The organism is Gemmatimonadota bacterium, from assembly GCA_026702745.1.
In the GTDB taxonomy this organism is placed as follows: Bacteria; JAAXHH01; JAAXHH01; order JAAXHH01; family JAAXHH01; genus JAAXHH01.
Genome location: JAPPBT010000018.1, coordinates 22,786 through 44,340, shown reverse-complemented (window position 1 = coordinate 44,340; position 21,555 = coordinate 22,786). Strand labels below are relative to the sequence as shown.

Sequence of the window (21,555 nt, the reverse complement as noted above, 5' to 3'; positions counted from 1 at the left end):
CCGTGTAGTGATCCGAATCCCTCGTACGTTTTCTATTCGACAAGGACCCTGGCATCGTGCCCGCCTGCCGGTTGAAAGACATCGCGCGCCTGGCCGAACCCGGCGACAACGTGGCCATCGTCTCCCGGCGGCAGGAAGCGGGAACGGAAGTGAGAGACGACGCCGGCGCGTCCTTTTCCCTCGCCCATACCTTGCTGGAAGGGCACCGGTTCGCCGTTCAACCCATACCCGCCGGGGAGTTCGTCCTGTCCTGGGGCCTGCCCTTCGGCCGGGCGACCCGGGACATCGCGCCCGGCGACTACCTGTGCAACGCGGACATCCTCGACGCGCTCCGTGTCCGCCAGGTCGATTTCGCCCTCCCGGACCAGCCCAATTTCGAAGACCGCGTTGTGCCCTACGAACTGGATGAGTCCACCTTCAAACCAGGCGAGCAGGTTCCACTCAGTGACCGTCCGCCGGCGTTCGACGGTTTCGACCGCGGTCCGGCGCGAGGTGTCGGGACCCGAAACTATATCATTCTGCTGGGCATTACGTCGCAGACGACGGGTTTCGTGCGGCGCCTGGAATCGCTGCTGAAAGACCAGGCGGACCGGTACCCGAACATCGACGGCGTGGTGGCGGTGGCCCATACCGAGGGCGGCTCGGGCATGGATCCCAACAACCGGGAACTGGTGCTGCGGACGCTGGCCGGTTTCATGGTCCATGCCAACGTCGGGGCGGTGCTTGCGGTGGACCGCGGCACCGAGTTCGTCTCGGACCGGATGCTGGAAAACTACATGCGGCTCAACCGCTATCCGTTAAGCGATGTTCCCCACCGGTTCGAGACGCTCAAGGGCGGGTTCGAAGAGGACCTGGAGCGCTGCGCGGGGATCGTCACCGGATGGTTCGAGACAGTCAACCGAGTTTCGCGGAAACCGGTATCCGCTTCTCATCTCAACATCGTGCTTCAATGCGGCGGTTCCGATTCCTTTTCCGGGATATCGGGCAATCCCCTGGCCGCGCTCGTGGCCCGTGAGATCATCCGCTTCGGCGGGAAGGCCAATCTCGCGGAGACAGACGAGCTCATCGGCGGCGAACCCTACGTGCTGGACAACGTACGGGACATCGAGACGGCCCGCACCTTCCTCCATATGATCGAGCGGTTCCAGGAGCGCACGGCGTGGCACGGCCAGTCGGTCGACGCCAATCCGTCCGGCGGCAATAAGCTCCGGGGGATCTACAACATCGTGCTCAAGTCCATCGGCGCGGCCCGTAAGCGACACCCGGACGTACGTCTCGACTACGCCATCGACTACGCGGTCCCGATGAAGGAACCGGGGTACTACTTCATGGACAGTCCGGGCAATGACCTGGAAGCCATCGCGGGCCAGGTGGCGTCCGGCGGCAATCTCATCTTCTTCATCACCGGGAACGGTTCCATCACCAACTTCCCCTTCGTGCCGACGATCAAGTTCGTGACGACCACGAAGCGGTACGAGATGCTCTCGGGGGAAATGGACGTGAACGCCGGGGCTTACCTGGATGGCGTGTCCATGGAAGAACTGGGCCGGCAGACCCTCGATCTGACGCTGCGCGCGGCGTCGGGCGAGTTGACCCGCGGCGAGCGGGCGGGCCACAGCCAGACCCAGATCTGGCGGGACTGGCGGCAGACCGACGGGAGCCGGCTGCAGGACCTGCGCGATCGTCCCGCACCGGAGGGCAGGCCGCTGGCGGTCCGGTCGAACGGGGAACAGGCGCCCCCGCCGGCGTTCAGGCTGCCCGTGTTCGAATCGAAAGGGTCGCGCGCCACCGACCGGATCGGCCTCATACTTCCCACCAGTCTGTGCTCCGGCCAGATCGCCCGCATGGCCGCGGAACGGTTGACCGAAAAAGGCGTGGGGCGCGACGCCGGCCTGTCCCGTTTCGTCGCCCTGGTGCACACCGAGGGGTGCGGCGTCTCGGGCGGCGTATCCGAGGAGATGTACATCCGCACCATGACCGGCTACCTCACCCACCCCATGACGGCGGCCGCCCTGCTCCTGGAACATGGTTGTGAACGCACGCACAACGATTTCTACCGCCAGCAACTGGTCGACCGCGGTCTGGATCCTGCGAGCTTCGGCTGGGCCAGCGTGCAGCTCGACGGCGGTATCGAGAAGGTCATCGACCGTATCGAGGATTGGTTCACTGGGACCCTGGACGGCTGCGAGGGGCCGGTCGCGGTCGAAGCCGGCCTGTCTACGCTCAGGCTGGGTGTGGCGACGGCCGGTCCGCCGGCCTCGGATCTGTTTGCCACGGCTGGTCCGGCTACGACGGCTGGCCCGACTACCGCGGCCAGTCCGGATACGACCTTATGCCCGGCTGCCACGGCCGATCCGGTTTCCAATGATGTATCCGAAGCACTGTCGCAATTGATCCTCGATGTCGTAAATGGGGGCGGTACGGTCGTGGTGCCGGACAACGCCGCGCTGCTCGGCCACCCGGCTTTCCTGCGGTGTCTGAAAGATGGAACCGCGTCCCCGACATTGACTTACGGAGAGCCCGCTTCGGTACCCGGATTGCACGTGATGGAGACCCAGACGGCCCACTGGGTGGAAACCCTGACCGGGCTAGGCGCGGCCGGCGTGGAGTTGGTCGTCGCCGGCGTCGGCGGCCACCCCCTGCCCGGCCATCCCATGATCCCGGTGCTGCAGGTCGGAGCGGACGAACTGCCCGGTTCCTTCCGCGAAGACGTGGATCTCATCCTGACCGGGGGACCGGCGGAATGGCGCCAGGGCGTGCTGGCCCTGATCCGGAATACGGCCGCCGGGAGGTATGCACCTCGGGCCGCGGTCGTCGGCAACACGGATTTCCAGATAACGCGCGGCCTCCTCGGCGTCTCGGTGTGAAAGGAATCCCCCATGCCTCGTGAAGTCGTCCGGCCCGATAAACTCGATCTCGATTCGCCCGGGCGCCGGGACTACTGGGTCGCCCTCGAACACGATTCACTCTGGGCGGACCATCTCATCCCCCTGACGGTCATGGTCGGACCTGACGCGCGCGAAGGCGAAGGCCTTCTCGCCACAGGTTCCAACCACGGCAACGAATACGAAGGACCGGTGGCGGTCAAGGTACTGCTTCAGGAGATCGAGCTGGTAGCCGTCAAGGGGCGTCTGATCTTCATTCCCGTGCTCAACCCCGCTGCCTTTCACGCGGGCCGCCGGGCCAGCGACGCCGACGACGGGGTCAACCTGAACCGGGCGTTCGTGGACGGCGCCGGCACCTCGCCGGCCCTCGCGGGCATCACCCACCGGATCGCCGGGTTTGTGCGGGAATATCTCTGGCCCCGTGTGCACGTCGTGACGGACATCCATTCCGGCGGGGCCGAGCTCGACTTCGCCCTGTGTTCGAGTTTCCACGAGGTGGATGATCCGGAACAGGCGGTCGTCATCGAAAATACGGCACGGTGGTTCGGCACGCCCTTCTTGATGGCCTACCAGAACGAGACGCCCGGGCTGATGGTCAGCGAAGCCGAGCGGTTGGGTAAGATCACCATCGGCACCGAACTGGGCTGGGGAGAATCGGTCAATCCCGACGGCGTCCGGTATGCGCGGCACGGCATACGGGCCGCGGCCATCCACCACGGCCAGCTTGCCGGTGACATCCAGCCCATCGCCCATCACGCCGACGGCACCCAGAAACTGACGGCCATAATCGACCGGGCCTGTTACGTACCGGCGCCTTTCCCGGGTCACTACGAACCGCTCATGGCCTGCGGCGCACGCGTTGCGGCGGGGCAGACCGTGGGAAACCTGCACGATTTCTACCGCGTGGACGATCCGCCCTGGCCTGTACGCGCGGGCGTGGACGGCTACGTGCTTTCGCAGGCGTTCCGCCAGCCGGTCAGGCAGGGTAGCCACATCCTGGTCGTGGCCCAGGAATACCCGTTGCGGTCGATTCCCGCGTAATCGATCCGGCTAGACGGCCAATCGTCAGGCGGCCAGCCATCAGCCGGCCAGCCGTCAACCGGCCATCGGCCATCGGCCATCGGCCATTGGCCATTGGAAGCGGATACACATTGAAGAACACGAATCCCCGCACGGAACCACTTGAAGACCATCCCGACCGGCTGAAGTGGAACGCAAGGTACCTGTCGCCGAAGCGCCTGGCGCCCAAGGGTTTTTGCCCGCTGTACGACCGGGCCGGTGCCCTGGGATATCCAGAAGGTCCCGTGCTGGAACTCGCCTGCGGCCAGTCGGACCAGGCTCTCACCCTGGCCGGCGACGGTCGCGAGGTGCTTGCTGTCGACATATCGAACGTAGCGCTTGACCATTTGCGTACGGAGGCGGCGGAAAAGGGGCTCGAGCCCCGTCTGACCTGCGTGGAAGCGGACCTGGCATCCTGGCGTCCGCCAACCGATAGTAAATTCGCCCTTGTGATCTGCGTAATGTACTGGGAGGCGGCGGTCTTCGACTATGCCTGGCCCGTGGTCGCCGACGGAGGGCTCATCGCCTGGCAGGGCTTTAACCTGGACCACCTGCGGTACCGGCCCGCACAGAACCCGGACTGGTGCTTCAAAGAAGACGAACCCGCGAACCGGCTTCCCGCCGGCGAGTTTACCGTGTTGCACGAAGAGGACGTGGATGAAGGCCACCGTGTGATCCGTCGCATGGTGGCCAGGAGGATCCGAAGTTGACCCCGGCGGGGAGGGGAACGGGGAGGAGAACATGGAAGTACGACGAATCGCCATATTGAGCCCGGGAGAGATGGGACATTCCGTAGGGAGATGCCTCCTGGCGGGTGGCTTCGATGTTGCCACCTGCCTGACCGGCCGAAGCGAACGGACCCGTACTTTGACGACGGCCGCGGGCATCCGGGATGAACCGGACCTGGACGTTCTGGTGCGGGACACCGACCTGATCCTGTCCATCCTGGTGCCCGATCAGGCCCTGGCGCTCGCCAGAAAGGTAGCGGAGGTGTTGAAACGGACCGCGGCCTCGAGACAGGCCGGGTCCTCGCCGGCCTACGCCGACTGCAACGCAGTCTCCCCGGATACGGCGAGAGAGATCGACCGGGTCATCTCCGGCGCCGGAGGGCGCTTCATTGACGCAGGCATCATCGGCGGTCCTCCCGGCGCAGTCGAGAAGACCCGCTTCTATGCTTCCGGTCCTTACGAGGCCATACTCACGCAACTCGACGGCCACGGAATCCTCGTCCGGCCACTGGGCGGCGAAGTAGGCAGGGCGTCGGGCATCAAGATGTGCTATGCCTCGGTTACCAAGGGGACCTCCGCCCTCCATGCCGCGGCACTGACCGCCGCCGAAGTCATGGGTCTGAGTGAGGAGCTGCTGGCGGAATTCGCCGAAAGCCAGGGCCAGCGGCTCAGGGCGATGGGCGGCGTGAACAGCCTGTCGGCCAAAGCCTTCCGCTGGATCGGTGAAATGCAGGAGATCGCGGCGACCTACGAACGTGCCGGGGTATCGCCCGGTTTTCACGAAGGCGCCGAACACATCTTCCGCCTCATCGCCGAAAGTCCCATCGGCCACGAACGGCCTGAGACCGTGGACCGCAGCCGCACCCTTGTGGAAACGGTGGCCATCTTCGCGGACGAGGCGCGTCGGCGGTCACGTGAACCCGGTAAAGGATAAACACCATCCCAAAGATCCAGACTCTGGGCATACCGGTCCGCAGCGTCAACTGGGTCCGGGTCTTCCCCACACTGGACGGGGCTGGTCGGGACTGCCTGGTGGCCGTGATGGGCCAGCAGGCGGCGGGCTTCACCGTCGTGAAAATCGACCCGGCCACCGGCACGACGTCCCAAGCGACGGCGCCTGATCCCACCGCCAATTTCCCCACGGGCGCCTTGCGCACCCGCGACGGCCTGGTCTACATCGGTGCGGCCTACGCGGGGCACCTCTACCGTTACGATCCCGCGACGGAAAGACTGGAAGATCTCGGCGCCATCAACCTGCCCGACGATACCTTTCCCTGTAACATGGACGAGGACGACAACGGCGTGATCTGGATCGGATGCTACGGTTCGGCTGGTTTGACGAGCTACGATCCGGCAGCCGGCGCGTTCACCCGCCACGGGCGGATGGACGAGACCGACATGTATTGCTATCCCTACGTCGGCGCCGGGGGAACGATCGCCTGCAACATCAAGATGACCCGTCCGCACGTGGTCGTCTACGATCCGGCCACGGACCGGCGCGAGACCGTGGGGCCCGTGGTGGTCACGGAAGACGGGGGATCGCTGAACCTGTACCGGGCGGTCGACGGTCAACTCTACATCCGGTCGACCGCGGGCGATTTTAGATTGAAGGGCTTCGAAGCCGAACCCGTAGATAGCCTTCCGGATCCGGCGCCGCCGCTGCCGATGTCCGATGGTTCCACGGCGGATTTCGCGGACCGGGAAATTCAGATGTTCCGGGAAATCGCTATTACCCAACCGGGGTCCGGCAGGACGCGCACCATCCCCGTGGCCTACGTATCCGCGGGCAGCGAGATCTTCCTGGTGCATCGCGGGCCCGACGACAACATCTACGGTTCGAGCATCCTGCCGTTGCACCTGTTTCACCACGATCCGTCCACCGGCGCCACGGACGACCTGGGCATATGCACCACCGCCACCGGCGAAGCCTATTCCATGGCCAACATGGACGGCAAGCTCTTCATCTGTTCCTACCCGGGCGCCGTGCTGTCCGTCTACGATCCCGCCCGGCCCTATCAATTCGGGAAGGAAACCGGCAGCAACCCCCGGGATCTCGGCCGCATGGACGAAATCTCCTACCGGCCGCGTTCCATGGTCGCCGGTCCCATGGGCCGCGTGTGGACGGCCTCCGTACCGAACTACGGCATGTGGGGCGGACCACTGTCCTGGTACGATCCCGGCACGGACACCTTCGGTACCTATCGCGATATCGCCGGGGAGGCCAGTTGCTGGTCGCTGGCCTGGCTGGAGGCCCATGGCCTGCTGGCCGTCGGGACGACGATAGACGGCGGCACCGGCACGCAGCCGCGCGTAGACCAGGCATCGCTGTTCCTCTGGGATTACGAGAAGGAGAAAAAGGTGTGGGAAGGCCAGCTCCCGGTCGAGGTTACGGCCGTCGACGCGCTGGCCGTCATGGACGGCGGCCTGCTATGCGGGACGGCCCGTACAGGATCAGGGTCCAATCTCTTCGTTTTCGATGCCGGTGACCGGCGGATCGTGCACCTGGCTTCCCTGCCGGGCGGGCGGTCGCTGGAAGGCGGCCTCCAGACCGGTCCGGATGGCGGTATATACGGATTCACGACCGACTGTTTCTACCGTTTCGATCCCGCCACCGGCGTCGTGACTACCATTCACGAAGCGCCGTCCGCCTTCCAGAATCCCGGTCCGATGTACGGGGACGGCGTCTACTTCACGAAGAAACACGAGCTGAAGAAGCTGGTGTTTTGAAAAACGAATGATCGCAATGCCCTACATGACCTTGACAGGCCCGGCCGCATGCCGTAAATATGCAATGGTTTTTATTGAGCATCGCCAACCCATCACTAAGGATCCGTCTGATGAATACCCCGTTCAGATCGTGGAAAAGGTCTGTGTTTCTTGCCGGTCTGGTCTCGCTGTTGTTGATCCGGCCGGACCCGGTCGCCGCGCTGGATGCCCCGCAATCCTGGGAACTGCGCAAATCCACGATTATCGACCTGCCCCGGACCCATCCCGCGGCGTCTTACCTGCCCGACCTGATCAAGCGTCTTGCGTCCGGACAGGGCGGAGGGTCGCCCGTGTCAGAAGCGGAGTTCCTGGCCCTGTTCGACCGGCCTGAAAGCCGAGAAGTCTACAACAACCAATTGATCAAGGTGGCCACGCCCCGGAGCGTCGCGATTCAAAACAAGGCCCACGAGGATTTCTCGCGCGTCTTTCTGACGGAAAAGCGGGTGAAACGGGGTGTTGCGTTCCTCGAGGAGAAGAAAGAACTGCTGGGCCGGGCGGAGCGGACTTACGGCGTAGCGCCGAAGGACATCGTGTCTATCTTGATGTGGGAATCCGGACTGGGCGAGTTCACGGGCAACTACCGCGTGTTCAATGTCCTGGTCGCCCAGCTTCTCTACTTGGAGGAAGCCCAGCAAGAAGCCGTGCGACGTATTACGGCCGGGGGTGAAGCCGATCCGCTCGCTACGGCCGCGGTAGCCGAAAGGCAGATGGAACGATTCGCGAAAATCCGCCGCAGGTGCGTCGGCAACCTGGTAGCGCTCCTGCGCCAGAGCAAGGCCACCGGGGTGGACCCGCTTTCGCTCCACGGTTCCTGGGCTGGCGCCATCGGGTACCCGCAGTTCATGCCGGCCAGCATGCCCCATGCCGCCGATGGAGACGGGGACGGCGAAATCAACCTGCATTCGTGGCCCGATGCCATCATGAGCGTGGCAAAGTACCTCAACGAACGGGGTAAGTACCACACCGCCGATGCCGCGCGACGCAAGGCCATCTTCAGCTACAACCCCATCGACTCTTACGTAAACGGTGTGATCAAGTACGCCGAAGCCATCTCGAAGGCGCGCTGAAGACAGCCCCTTCCTGCGATTTACCAAACCAACCTGCAAGATCCCGTTTCGGTTATCCACGAACGCCGGGTGGCGTTGTCGAATAGGCGGTCGGCACATGACCATGCAGGACGACATTGATCCAGCCCTGGATCTTGTCCTCGAGCGTCACATCCCGGACGTCACGCCCGCCCAGTTGTGGCGTGCCTGGACAGAGCCCGAGGAATTAAAGCAATGGTTCACGCCGAAGCCGTGGCAGACGGTTGCCTGTGAAATCGATCTGCAGCCCGGCGGCGCGTTTGGCACGACGATGCGCTCTCCCGAAGGCGAAGAGGTATCGGGCACCGGATGCTATCTGGAGATCGTCGAGGATCGGAGGCTTGTCTGGACTGATGCATTGGCGCCAGGTTACCGGCCGGGCGCGTCACCGTTCATGACGGCCATCATCACGATGGCGCCCGAATGCGACGGTACGCGCTATCGTGCGCTTGTTCGGCACCACGACGAAGCCGCCCGTCAGAAGCACGAGGAATTGGGGTTTTTCACGGGCTGGGGCACTGCACTCGATCAACTCGTCGAGCACGCGCGGAAGCTTGGCTGAGGAAGTCACCAGGACAGCTATCCGTATCTACAGGGCGATGATCTGCCGGATGCGCTCTGCGGTCTGTCTCATGGTGTCATCGTCGCCGCCCACCTCGCTCACCAGGGCGCCGTCGAACCCGATGCCGCGCAGTTCGGCCATGACCGCCGGCCAGTCCGTGTCGCCGTCCATCAACTGGACCCAGGCGCCTTCCCCGCGCCGGAAGTCTTTCACGTGCACCTTGAAGATCCGCCGGCCCAGTTCCTTGATCCACATGTCCGGGTAGCCGTAGAGGATCATGTTGGCCGTGTCCAGGTAGATACCGACAGCGGGCGAGCCCACTTCGTCGACGAGCTGTCGGGCTTCCCGGGGACTCAGCATGAACTGGTTCCACACGTTCTCGATGCCGATCCGGGTGCCGTGGCGCTCCGCATCGGGCGCGAGCTCGCGCAAGGCGTCGCGGAAGTTGTCCCAGGTCGTCCCGTAGGAACTCTTGGGATCGAGCGCTCCGGGATGCAGAAGGAGAGCGTCCACACCCAGGATCTCGGCGATTTCGAAGCCGCGCTTGAGGATGGCAACCCGCTTTGCCCGTTCGTCCGCGGACGGCGATAGCAGGGACCCGGCATCGCCGCGGATAGCGATCATGGAACACAATTCGAGTCCGTGGTTACTGCAGGCCTTCCCCACGGCGGCGATCTCCGAGGTAGAGGCGTCTATGTCCGGTGAACCCTGGTCGGAGAAAACCAGTTCGATGGCCTCGTAGCCCAAGTTTCGGGCCTTCGAGAGATCCGCTTCGAGATCCTGGCGGGCGAGACAGAGTTGCGTGATGCCTGGCTTCATGGGGAGTCGGCTCCTTGGAAACGTTACGGGGACGCGAAATGGTTGCGAAAATTGAAATCGATGGGGAAACAGGAATCGTTGCGGACGGCAGTAATTTTGAAGTTAACAGTCGTGTCGAGGTAGGTTATATTAAGGGGAACAAAAGGCAAGCGAATTGCGCCGCATCTGAAACGAGGAGGAAGACCATGATTCATACACTGGCGCGGTGGTGTTTCGCCCTGGCCCTGGTCGGCCTGGTGACGGAGTTCGCCGACGCGCAACCGCGGAACCTGGCGCCGAGGCTGAATGAGGCCGCACCGGAGTTCAGCCTGCAGGACGTCAACGGCGAGACCGTCAACTTCGCCGATTACAAGGGCAGCAAGAACCTGCTCGTGGTCGTCGACCGCGGTTGGATAGGCTACTGGTGACCCCTTTGCTTACGGCAACTGGGGCAGTTGCAATCCGATTACGAACGTATAGCGGCACTCGACACCGAACTACTCTTCATCAATCCCGAAGATCTCGAACAAACCAGGGATTTCGTCGCCAAGTCGAAAGTCACGCGGGAGGAACTCTCCTTTCGCGTTGTCGCCGATCCGGACCGGGCCATACCCACCAAGTTCAAGATCGAGATAGACACCGACAAGGGGACGGAGGTAGCTCCCACGGCCTTCATCATCGACAAGGAAGGCGTCCTTCGGTTCAAGTACGTGGGATCGGACCCCTTCGACCGGCCTTCGACCGACAGCCTGGTGGAGATCCTGGGTATGATCGAAGGGCAGTAAGCCGGTATTGACGTAGAAGTCACGACGCGAAGCCTAAGGTCAGGACGTCAGGTTCCTGATCTCGTCGGACACGAATTCGACCAGGATCTGGGATTCCAGCCAGACTTCGTAGAGCGGTCCGCCTAGCCTCGGCCGAAAGCGGTGGTGAAGTCCATGCGATTCCGCCACCGCTTTCAAGTGGTCGAGGCTTTGCTTTGTCTCCAGCAGTAAATGGGTCGAATTGAAATTCTGTACTTCTTCACTCGGCCTGAATTCCGCGGCGTGTTTTCCGGGGTAGAGCAGGTAGTTGTTCGGAATGAACTCAATCATCTCTCCGGACTGACGGTCCCATGCACATACCCAGGCGCCTTCCATGGTCCTCGATGTGAATGGATATACAGAGCCATCCGTCAATTCCGCCAGAATTCCCGCCGCTCTTTCCGGGTTCGATGCCGTAATGGAAAGGTGTTTGATCTGCATTCGTCCCCCTTCAGGTTTACCTGGATCAGGATGATCAGGGCATCCCAAGCGCCCGACCGATTCTTTCCACCTTCTCGTCGATCCTTTCCAGGTACCGCATGGCCGTCTTGTAGGTGGGCATGAGTACCCGCTGCTCATCCACCTCGCCATCCAGGTACTGGTCGGCCATCCACAGGTAGATGGAGATTTCGTAGATCGTCCATTCAGGATCTTTCGGGGTGTTGCCATATCCTTCATAGAATGCGACGGGTGTGGGGCCGATCGGCTTCAACCGGAAGATTTCCAGCCTGACCAGGTCCCAGGTCGGATCGCCGGACCAGGCGTACTCCCAGTCGAGCCAGGCGGAGCACCTCCACTGGTCGTCTGTCTCGTGAACCAGCACGTTCCAGGGATGGGGATCGTTGTGCAGTAGGACCAGGGGTCTTTCGTTCAGCAGGGGTACCGCTTGCTTCAGTACCCGCTTCATCGACGCCAGGTCGAAACAAGTTTCCAGTCCCCGCTTCAGCAGGTTCTCCGCATGCCGAACGGCCTGGTGGTAGTGAAATTCGCCCCAGGATTCTTCTTCGAAGGGCTGAACGTGTTGTCCGACGATCAGTCCCGCGCTGTGATCGGGAAGCTGGATGGAATGCACTTTTCGAAACGCGGCGCCGACATCCCGCCAGGCCTGAGCGCGCTGACCGTCGGTCAGGCTATCGACAACATCACCCAGTAACTGCCCGACTTGAACTCCATCAGCACGGCACGTCCACTTTCATCATCGTGATGCGCGACAATGGCCGGCACGGGTACGTCGTGATTAAGCAACAGGTCGTGTAAATACAGTTCTTTTTCGACCCTTTGAAGGTCGTCATCAGTATCGTACGGCCATTCGTATTCGCGGAGGATGTAGCGTGTGTCGTCCCGGAGTTTTATGAGGGAGGTTCGGTTGGTCACGCCGGTATGGAGCGGCTCGATCGATCGGATGGTGTTACGGCAATGCCCGGCTTCGGCGAGTAGCCCTGTAAGGAATGCAGGAAGCTGGGACATGGGGTATGCAAGCTTTCAGTTCGATCGTTTCAGCACGCGTACTTCTGTCTCCAATCGTTCTCCCAGCCGATCCCTTTGCAGCTCCAGGTCATAGTGGGTCTGCAGATTCAACCAGAATCGATCCGTAGTGCCGAAATAACGCGCCAGCCGTAGCGCCGTGTCGGCCGAAATGGCGCGTTTGCCGTGCACGATCTCGTTTATACGGCGCGGGGAAACGGATATATCCACGGCAACACGATACTGACTCAAACCTAGTGGTTCGAGGAACTCTTCCTTGAGGATCTCACCAGGATGAATCGGAGGCATAATAGCAGCAGGCATGTGAAACTCCTAATGATAATCTACAAGTTCGACATCGGAGGCTCGGCCGTTTTTCCAAACGAAGCATATGCGCCATTGGTCGTTAACACGTATGCTGTACTGGCCTTTGCGGTCCCCTGTGAGTTTTCTGTTCTATTACCAGGTAATGCGATCAAGTCCTGAAGGGTGTCCGCGGAGTGGAGCATGACTAGTTTCTTCAAGGCGGCACGAGCCAAAGTACCAGAAAACCTACGAGACTTTACACGCCGAAAACTCTTTCGGTCTCACGGTCTTTGAACAATATGATCATGCCAATACCATTACTATAATAACGTCACATGTTATTAACGTCAAGCGTTAATAACGAGTGTTATCGTAAGGACCGGTGTGGTAAAGCACAGAACCATGAGAACGGTATCCTCTATGGGAAGTTCTGATACAACTTGACCCCCTCCAACCCCTATTTACCTTAGTCAAGACACCGGCATATTCCTGATCCTTTTTACACAGTTACTGCAACAGCCTGGACGACAACACAACACCCACTCGATCTATATCCGAGGACTTCCCGCCATGCCCAACGACCACGAACTGCGGTTCGCCGCCGATGATTACCAGTCGGCCGACAACCGGGATTTCACCACGGACGCCATCCACGGAGGCTACCACGGCACGTCGTCCGCGGTGCCGATCTACCAGGGGAACACCAATTACCGAGAGGGTTACGAAGGGACGAATTCCTACGGCCGCGGGCTGGACAAGGCGGGCGGTCCCACCAGCGGTGCACTCGAAGAACAGGTGAGGATCCTGGAAGGCGCGGAGTGGGCGCAGGCGACCTCGTGCGGTATGTCGGCGGTCAGCCAGACGTTGTTCGGTCTGCTTCGGAGCGGCGACCGGGTGGTCTGCCACGAGACCGTGTATGCCGGTACCCACATGTTGTTCCAGGACGTGCTGCCGGTGAGATGGGGCGTGGATGTCGAGATGGTCAACCTGTGCGACCTGGACGTCCTGAAGAAATCGCTGGAGAAACCCGCCCGGATGGTCTACTTCGAACCGTACGCCCATTCCATGGAGTTCATCGATCTGGCCCGCGCCACGGAAATGGCCCACGAAGCCGGCGCGCTGGTCGTGGTGGACAACACCTTCCTCTCCCCCTACCTGCTACGTCCCTTGCACTTCGGCGCCGACGTGGTCCTCCACGCCATGACCAAGTACATGGCCGGCCATGGCGACGCGCTGTCCGGCATCGTTGTGGGCCGTGACGAGGAGATCCGGAAGCAGATCCACTTCATGCGTATCCTGATGGGCGGCGTGCTGGCGCCCATGAACGCCTTCCTCGTGCACCGGGGCCTCAAGACCCTGGCTTTCAGGATGGAACGGCACTGCGCCAGCGGCCAGAAGGTGGCCGAATACCTGGAGAGGCACAAAAAGATCGCCCGGATCGACTACCTGGGACTGAAATCCCATCCCCAACACGAGGTCGCGACCGGGTATCTTCGAGGCTATGGAGGAATGATGCGGTTCTTCTCTGGGTCCGGCGTCTCTCTCGACACTTTCATCGGTCGGTTAAAGATGTGCAAGCCGTGGTACAGCCTCGGCGATGTGGAGACGCTGATCCTGCCCTCGGGCGAGGGTGAAGAAGGCGGTTTTGAAGCGCGCGTTTCGGTGGGCCTGGAAGATCCGGACGACATCATCGCCGACCTGGATCAGGCGATGGAGAATGCGTAGGAACCTGCGTTCATCCTCACACCACCCTCTCTACCTCTCTCCCAACAGGCTCGGTCTTCTTCTCCGTGGGCGGCAGGCAGTTACGCAGGACGATGTAGCCCAACACGCCCGAAAGCAGCGATCCGGCCAGGATCCCCAGTCTTTCGTCGAATAACCCGTACGTGTCGATGTCCGCGAAGGCCAGCGACCCGATGAAGAGACTCATGGTAAACCCGATGCCGCACAGGGCGCTGGCTCCGTATATGCTCGTCCAGGTCATGCCCGTGGGCAGGCTGGCCCATTTGAATTTGACGAACATCCAGCAGAGGCCGAAGATACCGATCTGCTTGCCCAGGAACAGGCCCAGCGCCACACCGACGGGAACGCCGTGAAGTACCTGGTCGAGCGTCATGCCCTCGAAACTGATCCCGGCGTTGGCGAAAGCGAACACGGGAAGGATGACGAAGGCGACGACCGTATGCAGATCGTGCTCCAGGATCTTGAGCGGCGAGACGTCGGGATCGGTCCTGGACCGCATGGGAATGAATATGGCCAGGATCACGCCTGCCAGCGTCGCGTGGACGCCGGACTTCACCAGCGCGATCCACAGGATTACACCGACCATCATGTAGGAACTGTGGGAGACCCAGTTCCTGTTGTTCAGGAAGAACAGCACCAGTACGCAGCCTGCGGCTACCAGCAGGGCCGGTATCGATATTTCCGCCGCATAGAACACCGCGATGATCGCGATGGCCCCGATGTCGTCCAATATGGCCAGGGAGGTGAGGAAGACTTTGATCGAAATAGGCACGCGGGAGCCCAGGAGGGCGAGCACGCCCAAGGCGAAGGCGATATCCGTGGCCACCGGGACGGCCCAGCCTCGCAACGCGTCAGAATTGCCGCTGTTGAAGAGGAAATAGATCAACGCGGGGACGATCATGCCGCCGACGGCGCCCACGCCGGGCAGGACGATGTTTCGCCGGTCCGACAGCTCCCCCTCGAGGAATTCGCGCTTCAGTTCCAGGCCGACGAGGAAGAAGAAGATGGCCATCAGGCCGTCGTTGATCCAGAGCTGCAGCGGCTTGTGGATATCCAGCGCGGCGATGTGAATCTGAATCGGGATATTCAGCAGGAAGTGGTAAAGCGGCTCAAGGAACGAGTTCGCGAATATCAAGGCCAGCGCGGTCGCGAGCATCAGGAGGATGCCGCTGGCGGATTCCAGGCGTAAAAAGGCGTCGATGAACGGTAATTTCTGATTCGACATAAGCTGTGTTACCCGTACCTCATCAGGCTGAACCCGTCACCCGCCCGACCATCTCCTCCACGTCGACGGACCCGCTGCTGCACGAGGCCTCGATGGCGGCGAATACCATGGCCACGCTGCGGATGTTGTGTTCCAGGCGCGTGTCCGGCGCGGGCCCGCCGTCGATCCAATCGAGATACTCGTTGATCTGCCACTGGTGCCCGTCGTATTCGGGAACGACCGGGCTGACGTCCTCGACCAGCATGCCCTTGCCGGGCGTGTGCCGGTATATGCGCGTGACCCCGTCGCTTCCGATGGCGACGGCGCCTTCTTCGCATTCGACCCGGTAGTACTCCTTGTGCCAGCTGTTCTGCTCGGCGGCGCCCAGGCACGAACCCTCGTAGGCCGCCTTCACGCCGTTGGTCATGTCCATCACGTACATGGCACAGCAATCCCCCTGGAAGGTGCTCCACGGCCGGTTCCACTCCCAACCGGCGATCGTCTTGCAGTCTCCCCCCGAGAGATTCCGCATCATGTCAAAGTGATGCACGGCGCCTTCCACGAGCAGGGTGTGCAGTATTTCGTAGCGGAAGGCGCCCCAGGCGCCGTGCTTCCGGTAGTCCGCTGCAAAGCGGCCCTGGATGTGGTTGATTCGTCCGAGTTCTCCGTCCCGCAGCACCTGCCGCATGGTCAACATGCGGCTGGAATAGCGGTAGTTCTGAATCACGTGCATCTTAAGGCCGGCTTCCGTGACCGCCCTGTATATATCTACGCATGCGGGCCACGTGTCGGCAATCGGTTTTTCACTCAGGATGTCCAGCCTGTGTTCCACCGCCAGCATTACGGCGTCCCGGTGGACGGCCGGCGGGATCACGATCGTGCAGTAGTCCGCGTCCACCTCCCCGAAGGCGGCCGCCATGTCCGTGTACCGACGCCTCTGTGGAAGCCCCAGGAAATCCCCGGCATCGTGTAGGATATCCGCATTGATGTCCACCAGGGCGACGATTTCGTGCCGGTCGTTGAACCGTGGATAGAATTGGCGTATCCATGCGCCGGCCATGCCGCCGCCGCCGATCATCAGGCATTTCTTTTTGTTAGACACTCAGTACTCCGTTCTCTTGTTGGAAAACGATCTGCGTTCGATGATAATCGCCTCGCTATATCACCATCCTCTTCCATGCGCCTTGCCGGAACCGGTAGACGCACGCGATGCCGAGCAGGCAGATATAGATGGTCGCGCTCAGCCAGGCGCCCCAGAAGTTCAGATTCAGGGTGAAGGCGAGCAGGTAGGTCAGTGGAAGGAAGATTACCCAGGCGCCGATGAAAGCGGCCACGGCGGACCACCGGGTGTCGCCGGCGCCGCGCAGGGCGCCGATGAAAATGACCGCGAGCGCGTCGAAGGCCTGGAACAGCGCCGCGTACAGGAGTCCCTGCCTGCCGTAGCGGATGACGTCGGGATCGTCGTTGAACAGGCTGACCAGCGGCTCGGGAAACAGCAGAAACGCCAGGCCGACAAAGACCATGATGCCCATCGCCAGTTTCAGGGCGCTGTAGGCGCTGCGTTCGGCCAGCGCAATACGTTTGGCCCCGATGTACTGCCCCACGAGAGTGGCAGCGGCCATGCCGATGCCCAGGCCGATCATGTAGGAGATGGACATCAGCTGGATGGCGATCTGGTTCGCGGCCAGCTGGGCGTTCCCCAGCCTTCCGATGATAGCGGCAAATATGACGAAGCTGCCGATGTCGAGAAACCGTTGCAGGCCGATCGGGGCGCCGACTTTCAAGAGCCGGACCTGGTCCAGCCACCGGGGTCGCGGCACGGTCCGGTTGTCGTAGTGACAGAGCCGCCGGGACAGGTACAGGACGAGGTATATTCCCCCGCCAAGAATACCGGCCAGCGCCGATCCAATAGCCGATCCCTGCACCTCGAGGCGGGGCAGGCCGAAGTGGCCGTAGATCAACCCGTAGTTCAGGATGACGTTGATGATGTTGATGGTGATGCCGATCTTCATCGGCGTCTTCGTATCGCCGATACCTCGGAAGAAGCTGGCCGTGGTCATGGCGACCATGAAGGCCGGACCGTCGATCAGCCGCCATTGCAGGTAGGTGATCCCCAGGCGCCGCACTTCGGCGGAGGGTCCCGCGAGGTCGAACAACAGGGGTACGAAAGGGATGACGAGCAGGATCAGTACGCCGCTGGCCACGGCCATGTACAGCCCCTGCCACGTCATGTAGCCGCAGGCCTTCCGGTTGCCCGCGCCGTAGCTCTGGGCGACGAAGGTGTTCAACCCCATGGCCAAACCCAGGAACGGAAGGTAGAAAAGCCAGGCGAGCATGGATCCCAGGCCCACGGCGCCGATCTCGGCCACGCCCAGCTGGCCGACCATGTACGTGTCGACCACGCCCAGCAGCGTTTCGGACATGTTGGCCAGGATGATCGGGTAGGCCAGCAGCCACACCTGGTTCACGCTTCCCGAAGAGGGATGAAAGGCGGGTACCGTATCCTCGGCCGTAGGTTTCGATGTATCGGAAACGCTCATTTTTTCTGGAAGGTTTTGGCTTGTTCACAGGGTATAACGCCGTTCCGGACTCTTCGCATACTAACGAATCAGTCGGATCGGTTCTCGCGATTCTCGCAAGAAAGTGCGCAATGCAACGCGTCCCTGCCGGAACGCTACACGTCCGTGTCGGAAACGCTTCGCGTCCGTGCCGGAGGTGCTACGCGTCCCCGACGATGGTCAGTCCGCCGTCGACCACGAGGCTGGCGCCGGTGATGAAGGACGCCTCGTCGGACGCGAGAAACACCACGGCGGACGCGATGTCTTCCGGAAGGCCCAGCCGCTTCATGGGCGGTCGGTCGATGTAGGGCCTGCGTATCGACTCGTCGAGGCCGTCCCAGGCATTCGTCAGTATGGCGCCGGGCAGCACGGCGTTGCTGCGTATTTCCGGTCCGTAGTCCACGGCGACGGCCCGCGTGATCCCGACGACCCCGCCCTTGGCCGCGTCGTAGGCGGCGTAGTCCCGGAACCCGACGAGACTGTGTACCGATGCCGTGTTGACGACTGCGCCTCCTCCGGATTCCCTCATGACCGGGATGGCGTGCTTGCAGCCCAGGTAGATTGATTTCAGGCACACGTCGAGCGTGCGGTCCCAATCGGCTTCCGCCAGGTCGCACACCGGTCCGGGCGCGTGCCAGTACGCGTTGTTGTGCAGAATATGAAGTCCGCCGTAGGTGTCGACCGCGCACTGGACCATGCGCCTGACCTGTTCGTCCCGGCCCACGTCGGCGACGCAGGCCGTGGCCGTCCAGCCTTCCCGGCGGATCGATTCGACGGTCTGTTCCAGCCCCACTTCGTTGATGTCCACGGCCACGACCCGGGCGCCTTCCCGCGCCATCCTCTCCGCGGTGCCCCGTCCGATGCCCGATGCCGCGCCGGTTACGATCGCTGTCTTGTCTGCCAGTCTCATGGTTCTGCTCCGTTGCTATGCCGCTGAGTTCAGATTGTGTCGCGAGATCAAGCCATGCCCCGGTTTCCGGGTCAACGCTCGGTAACCGGTGACTCCCGGGTGCGGCGCCACAGGTCCTCGAACTCCGCGGTGCCGTCCTCCCGCCAGTATTCGGTTCGGATGCCGGGCGTATAGGCCTCCAGCTCCCACCCATGGCGGATGTTCCCGAAATGGACGCGATGCCCGTCGGGAAACACCGCCGTGCGGATGAATCGCGGCCTGGCAAAATCGTAGGGTTCGTCCCGGTCGCGGAAGGGTCGCATCACGTCATCGGGGACGAGAAAGCCGTGCATGGCCTCTTCGTCCACTTCGACGCCCAGCCCGGGTCCGTCTGGGACGCGGTGGAAGCCGCCCACGACCTCGATGGGGTTTTTCAGCAGGTGGTGGCGGTACAGATTGATGCAGGTGATGGCGGGCCAGGTGGCGTGGGTGAGCACGGCGCCGAGATGGGCGGCCCAGGTGGTGGTGAGTCCGTTGCCGACCATCTGGAGCCAGAAGGGCATGTTGGCCTCCGCGCTGAGGATGCCCTGATAGATTACCCGCGTGGCGCCGCCGCTGACGACGAAACCGTCGCAGACCGCCTCGCGGATCGCCGTGGTGTAGGGCGGCGAACCGAAATGCATGGCGATGGGACGGCTGATGACCTGCCGCAACTGGCGGTTCCCCAGGAGGTCGGTCTGCGGGATGGGCGTCTCGAACATGGCCACGATGTCGAAGCGCTCCAGGCCGCGCATGACAGGCATGGCCGCGGCCGCGTTGTGCATGGAACCGTTGGCGTCGAGGTCCACTTTGAAGTGGCGCGGCACGTTGGCGTCGATCGCCGTCATCTGTTCGTGGATGTCGTGCCACGGCCGTTGTTTGAGCTTGATGGTCGTGTACCCGTGGTCCACGGCGTCCCGGACCTGGCGGACCCAGTCGTCCGGCGGCCCCTCGTTGGACCACCAGGATATGGGGACCCAGTCCCGCGCCTTGCTGCCCAGCAGCTTGTGACAGGGGACCTCGAGCGCCTTGCCGACCACGTCGTACAGGGCCATCTGCAGCCCGGCGCCGATGGTATCGTCCTGCATGAAGTCCGCCGGGCTCTTTCCCATGACGCGCTGCACGCTCTCGTCGGTCACCCGCGCGTGGGTGTAGTGGACGATGGTCTCGCCCCAGCCCACGAGGCCGGCGTCGGTGGTGACCTTGCACAGTTCGAACACGGACCAGTTGTATACCGTCCGCTCCGCCATGGGCCGCTGTCCCTGCGTGAACGGCACGGTGACGGTGAAGCGTTCCACGTTGGTGACTTTCAGGGCCATTACGTTGCTCCGCTCCTCCCGGTTACTCCGGATTTACCAGGTAGGCCGCCAGCAGGGCGGCGCACTGGACCAGACTGTTGCGGGGGATGATCTCGAATCCGTGGGTGTTCTCCGTAGGGATGCACAGCAGGCCGGCCTGGGGCGTCTGCCCCACGGACTTGGCCATGGTGGCGTCCGAGGCGTAGCTCTGCCAGTACGCGCACTGGGGCTCCATGTCCAGCGCGCGTCCGCACGCCAGCAGACGGTCCGCGACGGCCTTGTCGTAGAGTCCCCGCCCGTCGCCGTAGACGACAATGGGCTCATCCGTGAGCGCCACGCCGTATTCCTTGCAGGCAGGACCGGAATCCACGGCCAGGGAGATCTCGCCGGGCAGGGTCCGCGAGGCATAGGCGGCGCCGTGGCCGCCGATCTCCTCGCAGGTGGTCATAACGAGGTAGGCATCGCCCGCGGGCCGGATGTCGAGGTCCCTCAGGCTCACGGCCGCACCGATAGCGATGGCGATCGCCGCCCGGTTGTCCATGAAATACCCGCCGATGCAGTCTTCGATCTCCCAGAACGCGCGACGCGATTGGGCGATGACGACCCGCGTACCGGCGTGAACCCCCACCTCCTTGAGCTGCTCCGCCGTCCGGCGTGTGAAGACGTACACGTGGTTCCAGTCCATGGCCACGTTGCCGCCCTTGGCCTTGGTCTCCCAGATCCGCGCGGAATCGGCCGTCGTGTGCTGCGGTCCGACGGACAGGACGCCCGGAACGATGCCGTCGTCGGCAAGGATCTCCACGGGTCCCTGCCCGTAGTTGGCGGGATAGATGCCCCCGAGGGGATTGACCCGGAGCGTGCCGTCTTCGTTGACGCGCTTGACGACCAGGGCCAGTTCGTCCAGGTGGGCCATCACGCGGACCACCGGGGCGTCCGGCGAGTCGCCCTTCAGCAGGCCGATGACGTTGCCGGCGGCGTCGATCCAGGTCTCGTCGCACAGGGACTGCAGTTCCCGTTCACAGACCGCCCGCACCTCGTCTTCCTGGCCTGACGGCCCCCGGGCGTGAACGAGTTCCTGGAGCAATGAAACGAGGTGGTCGTCGGCGGACATGGATCGCTCCTTGCGGGTTGAATTGACCAGTCGCGGTCTTGATGCGTTAGTCGAAAAAGTATGCGTAAAATAGTACTTTTCGATCGGCTCCAGATCAAGGGTAAAGACTTGACAGAGGGCATGTTATGTATAAACTCCAGATATCATCCTCGCGGTGTCCGGAGTTTCTGCCGTCCTGGATTCGGACGTGGTCTCAGGTGCGGTGATTGGTGGCGCCGTGAATGCTGAAGTGGTTTCAGGCGCATATTGCCGGTCAG

Annotated in this window: 21 protein-coding genes and 1 pseudogene; 10 read left to right on the top strand and 12 right to left on the bottom strand. The window is 62.4% G+C overall.

Annotated features, from left to right (window positions below):
- Positions 1 to 56 precede the first annotated feature (56 nt).
- From OXH56_02825 to OXH56_02795, 7 genes are all read left to right on the top strand, one after another.
- Positions 57 to 2,867, top strand: a complete 2,811-nt coding sequence (locus tag OXH56_02825) for a UxaA family hydrolase (GenBank protein ID MCY3554234.1) — start codon at positions 57 to 59, stop codon at positions 2,865 to 2,867.
- Between the two features lie 12 nt (positions 2,868 to 2,879).
- The gene (locus OXH56_02820) at positions 2,880 to 3,926 is read left to right on the top strand and encodes a succinylglutamate desuccinylase/aspartoacylase family protein (protein ID MCY3554233.1); all 1,047 of its coding nucleotides are present in this window, start codon (positions 2,880 to 2,882) and stop codon (positions 3,924 to 3,926) included.
- 110 nt (positions 3,927 to 4,036) lie between these two features.
- Positions 4,037 to 4,654, top strand: a complete 618-nt coding sequence (locus OXH56_02815) for a class I SAM-dependent methyltransferase (protein ID MCY3554232.1) — start codon at positions 4,037 to 4,039, stop codon at positions 4,652 to 4,654.
- Positions 4,655 to 4,685: 31 nt separating this feature from the next.
- On the top strand, positions 4,686 to 5,606 hold the full coding sequence (locus OXH56_02810; GenBank protein MCY3554231.1) for a DUF1932 domain-containing protein: 921 nt from the start codon (positions 4,686 to 4,688) through the stop codon (positions 5,604 to 5,606).
- A 98-nt stretch (positions 5,607 to 5,704) separates the two neighbouring features.
- The gene (locus OXH56_02805; GenBank protein MCY3554230.1) at positions 5,705 to 7,399 is read left to right on the top strand and encodes a hypothetical protein; all 1,695 of its coding nucleotides are present in this window, start codon (positions 5,705 to 5,707) and stop codon (positions 7,397 to 7,399) included.
- A gap of 143 nt (positions 7,400 to 7,542) precedes the next feature.
- Positions 7,543 to 8,505 (top strand): lytic murein transglycosylase, encoded by a 963-nt coding sequence (locus OXH56_02800; protein MCY3554229.1) that lies wholly within the window; start codon positions 7,543 to 7,545, stop codon positions 8,503 to 8,505.
- A gap of 97 nt (positions 8,506 to 8,602) precedes the next feature.
- The gene (locus tag OXH56_02795; GenBank protein ID MCY3554228.1) at positions 8,603 to 9,085 is read left to right on the top strand and encodes an SRPBCC family protein; all 483 of its coding nucleotides are present in this window, start codon (positions 8,603 to 8,605) and stop codon (positions 9,083 to 9,085) included.
- A gap of 27 nt (positions 9,086 to 9,112) precedes the next feature.
- On the opposite strand, the gene OXH56_02790 is transcribed toward OXH56_02795, so the two are convergent.
- Positions 9,113 to 9,904: a sugar phosphate isomerase/epimerase gene (locus OXH56_02790; protein ID MCY3554227.1), complete on the bottom strand. Its 792-nt coding sequence runs from the start codon at positions 9,902 to 9,904 to the stop codon at positions 9,113 to 9,115.
- A 185-nt stretch (positions 9,905 to 10,089) separates the two neighbouring features.
- Between OXH56_02790 and OXH56_02785 the strand changes: the two genes are divergently transcribed.
- Entirely contained in the window at positions 10,090 to 10,311 is a 222-nt protein-coding gene (locus OXH56_02785; protein ID MCY3554226.1) for a hypothetical protein, read from the top strand.
- An 18-nt stretch (positions 10,312 to 10,329) separates the two neighbouring features.
- Positions 10,330 to 10,668: a redoxin domain-containing protein gene (locus OXH56_02780; GenBank protein MCY3554225.1), complete on the top strand. Its 339-nt coding sequence runs from the start codon at positions 10,330 to 10,332 to the stop codon at positions 10,666 to 10,668.
- A gap of 39 nt (positions 10,669 to 10,707) precedes the next feature.
- Here OXH56_02780 and OXH56_02775 read toward each other — a convergent pair whose 3' ends face one another.
- The 5 genes and pseudogenes from OXH56_02775 to OXH56_02755 all read right to left on the bottom strand — a co-directional run bounded on the left by OXH56_02775 (position 10,708) and on the right by OXH56_02755 (position 12,763).
- The gene (locus tag OXH56_02775; GenBank protein MCY3554224.1) at positions 10,708 to 11,127 is read right to left on the bottom strand and encodes a hypothetical protein; all 420 of its coding nucleotides are present in this window, start codon (positions 11,125 to 11,127) and stop codon (positions 10,708 to 10,710) included.
- A 34-nt stretch (positions 11,128 to 11,161) separates the two neighbouring features.
- A complete protein-coding gene (locus OXH56_02770) occupies positions 11,162 to 11,815 on the bottom strand; it encodes a phosphotransferase (GenBank protein ID MCY3554223.1) in 654 nt (217 codons plus the stop codon).
- Positions 11,812 to 12,153, bottom strand: coding sequence for a phosphotransferase (locus OXH56_02765; protein MCY3554222.1), 342 nt, complete (start codon positions 12,151 to 12,153; stop codon positions 11,812 to 11,814). The genes OXH56_02770 and OXH56_02765 overlap by 4 nt, the downstream gene beginning before the upstream one ends.
- Positions 12,154 to 12,168: 15 nt before the next feature.
- Positions 12,169 to 12,474: a HigA family addiction module antitoxin gene (locus OXH56_02760; GenBank protein MCY3554221.1), complete on the bottom strand. Its 306-nt coding sequence runs from the start codon at positions 12,472 to 12,474 to the stop codon at positions 12,169 to 12,171.
- A 9-nt stretch (positions 12,475 to 12,483) separates the two neighbouring features.
- Positions 12,484 to 12,763: pseudogene (locus OXH56_02755) on the bottom strand (type II toxin-antitoxin system RelE/ParE family toxin).
- A gap of 263 nt (positions 12,764 to 13,026) precedes the next feature.
- Here OXH56_02755 and OXH56_02750 point away from each other — a divergent pair.
- Positions 13,027 to 14,181: a PLP-dependent transferase gene (locus OXH56_02750; protein MCY3554220.1), complete on the top strand. Its 1,155-nt coding sequence runs from the start codon at positions 13,027 to 13,029 to the stop codon at positions 14,179 to 14,181.
- A gap of 16 nt (positions 14,182 to 14,197) precedes the next feature.
- On the opposite strand, the gene nhaA is transcribed toward OXH56_02750, so the two are convergent.
- The 6 genes from nhaA to OXH56_02720 all read right to left on the bottom strand — a co-directional run bounded on the left by nhaA (position 14,198) and on the right by OXH56_02720 (position 21,298).
- Entirely contained in the window at positions 14,198 to 15,424 is a 1,227-nt protein-coding gene (gene nhaA / locus OXH56_02745) for a Na+/H+ antiporter NhaA (protein MCY3554219.1), read from the bottom strand.
- 22 nt (positions 15,425 to 15,446) lie between these two features.
- Entirely contained in the window at positions 15,447 to 16,505 is a 1,059-nt protein-coding gene (locus tag OXH56_02740) for a Gfo/Idh/MocA family oxidoreductase (protein ID MCY3554218.1), read from the bottom strand.
- 55 nt (positions 16,506 to 16,560) lie between these two features.
- Entirely contained in the window at positions 16,561 to 17,943 is a 1,383-nt protein-coding gene (locus tag OXH56_02735; protein MCY3554217.1) for an MATE family efflux transporter, read from the bottom strand.
- Between the two features lie 178 nt (positions 17,944 to 18,121).
- A complete protein-coding gene (locus OXH56_02730) occupies positions 18,122 to 18,871 on the bottom strand; it encodes an SDR family oxidoreductase (GenBank protein ID MCY3554216.1) in 750 nt (249 codons plus the stop codon).
- A gap of 71 nt (positions 18,872 to 18,942) precedes the next feature.
- Positions 18,943 to 20,208 (bottom strand): enolase, encoded by a 1,266-nt coding sequence (locus tag OXH56_02725; protein MCY3554215.1) that lies wholly within the window; start codon positions 20,206 to 20,208, stop codon positions 18,943 to 18,945.
- 22 nt (positions 20,209 to 20,230) lie between these two features.
- Positions 20,231 to 21,298: a peptidase M42 gene (locus tag OXH56_02720; GenBank protein MCY3554214.1), complete on the bottom strand. Its 1,068-nt coding sequence runs from the start codon at positions 21,296 to 21,298 to the stop codon at positions 20,231 to 20,233.
- Between the last annotated feature and the right edge of the window lie 257 nt (positions 21,299 to 21,555).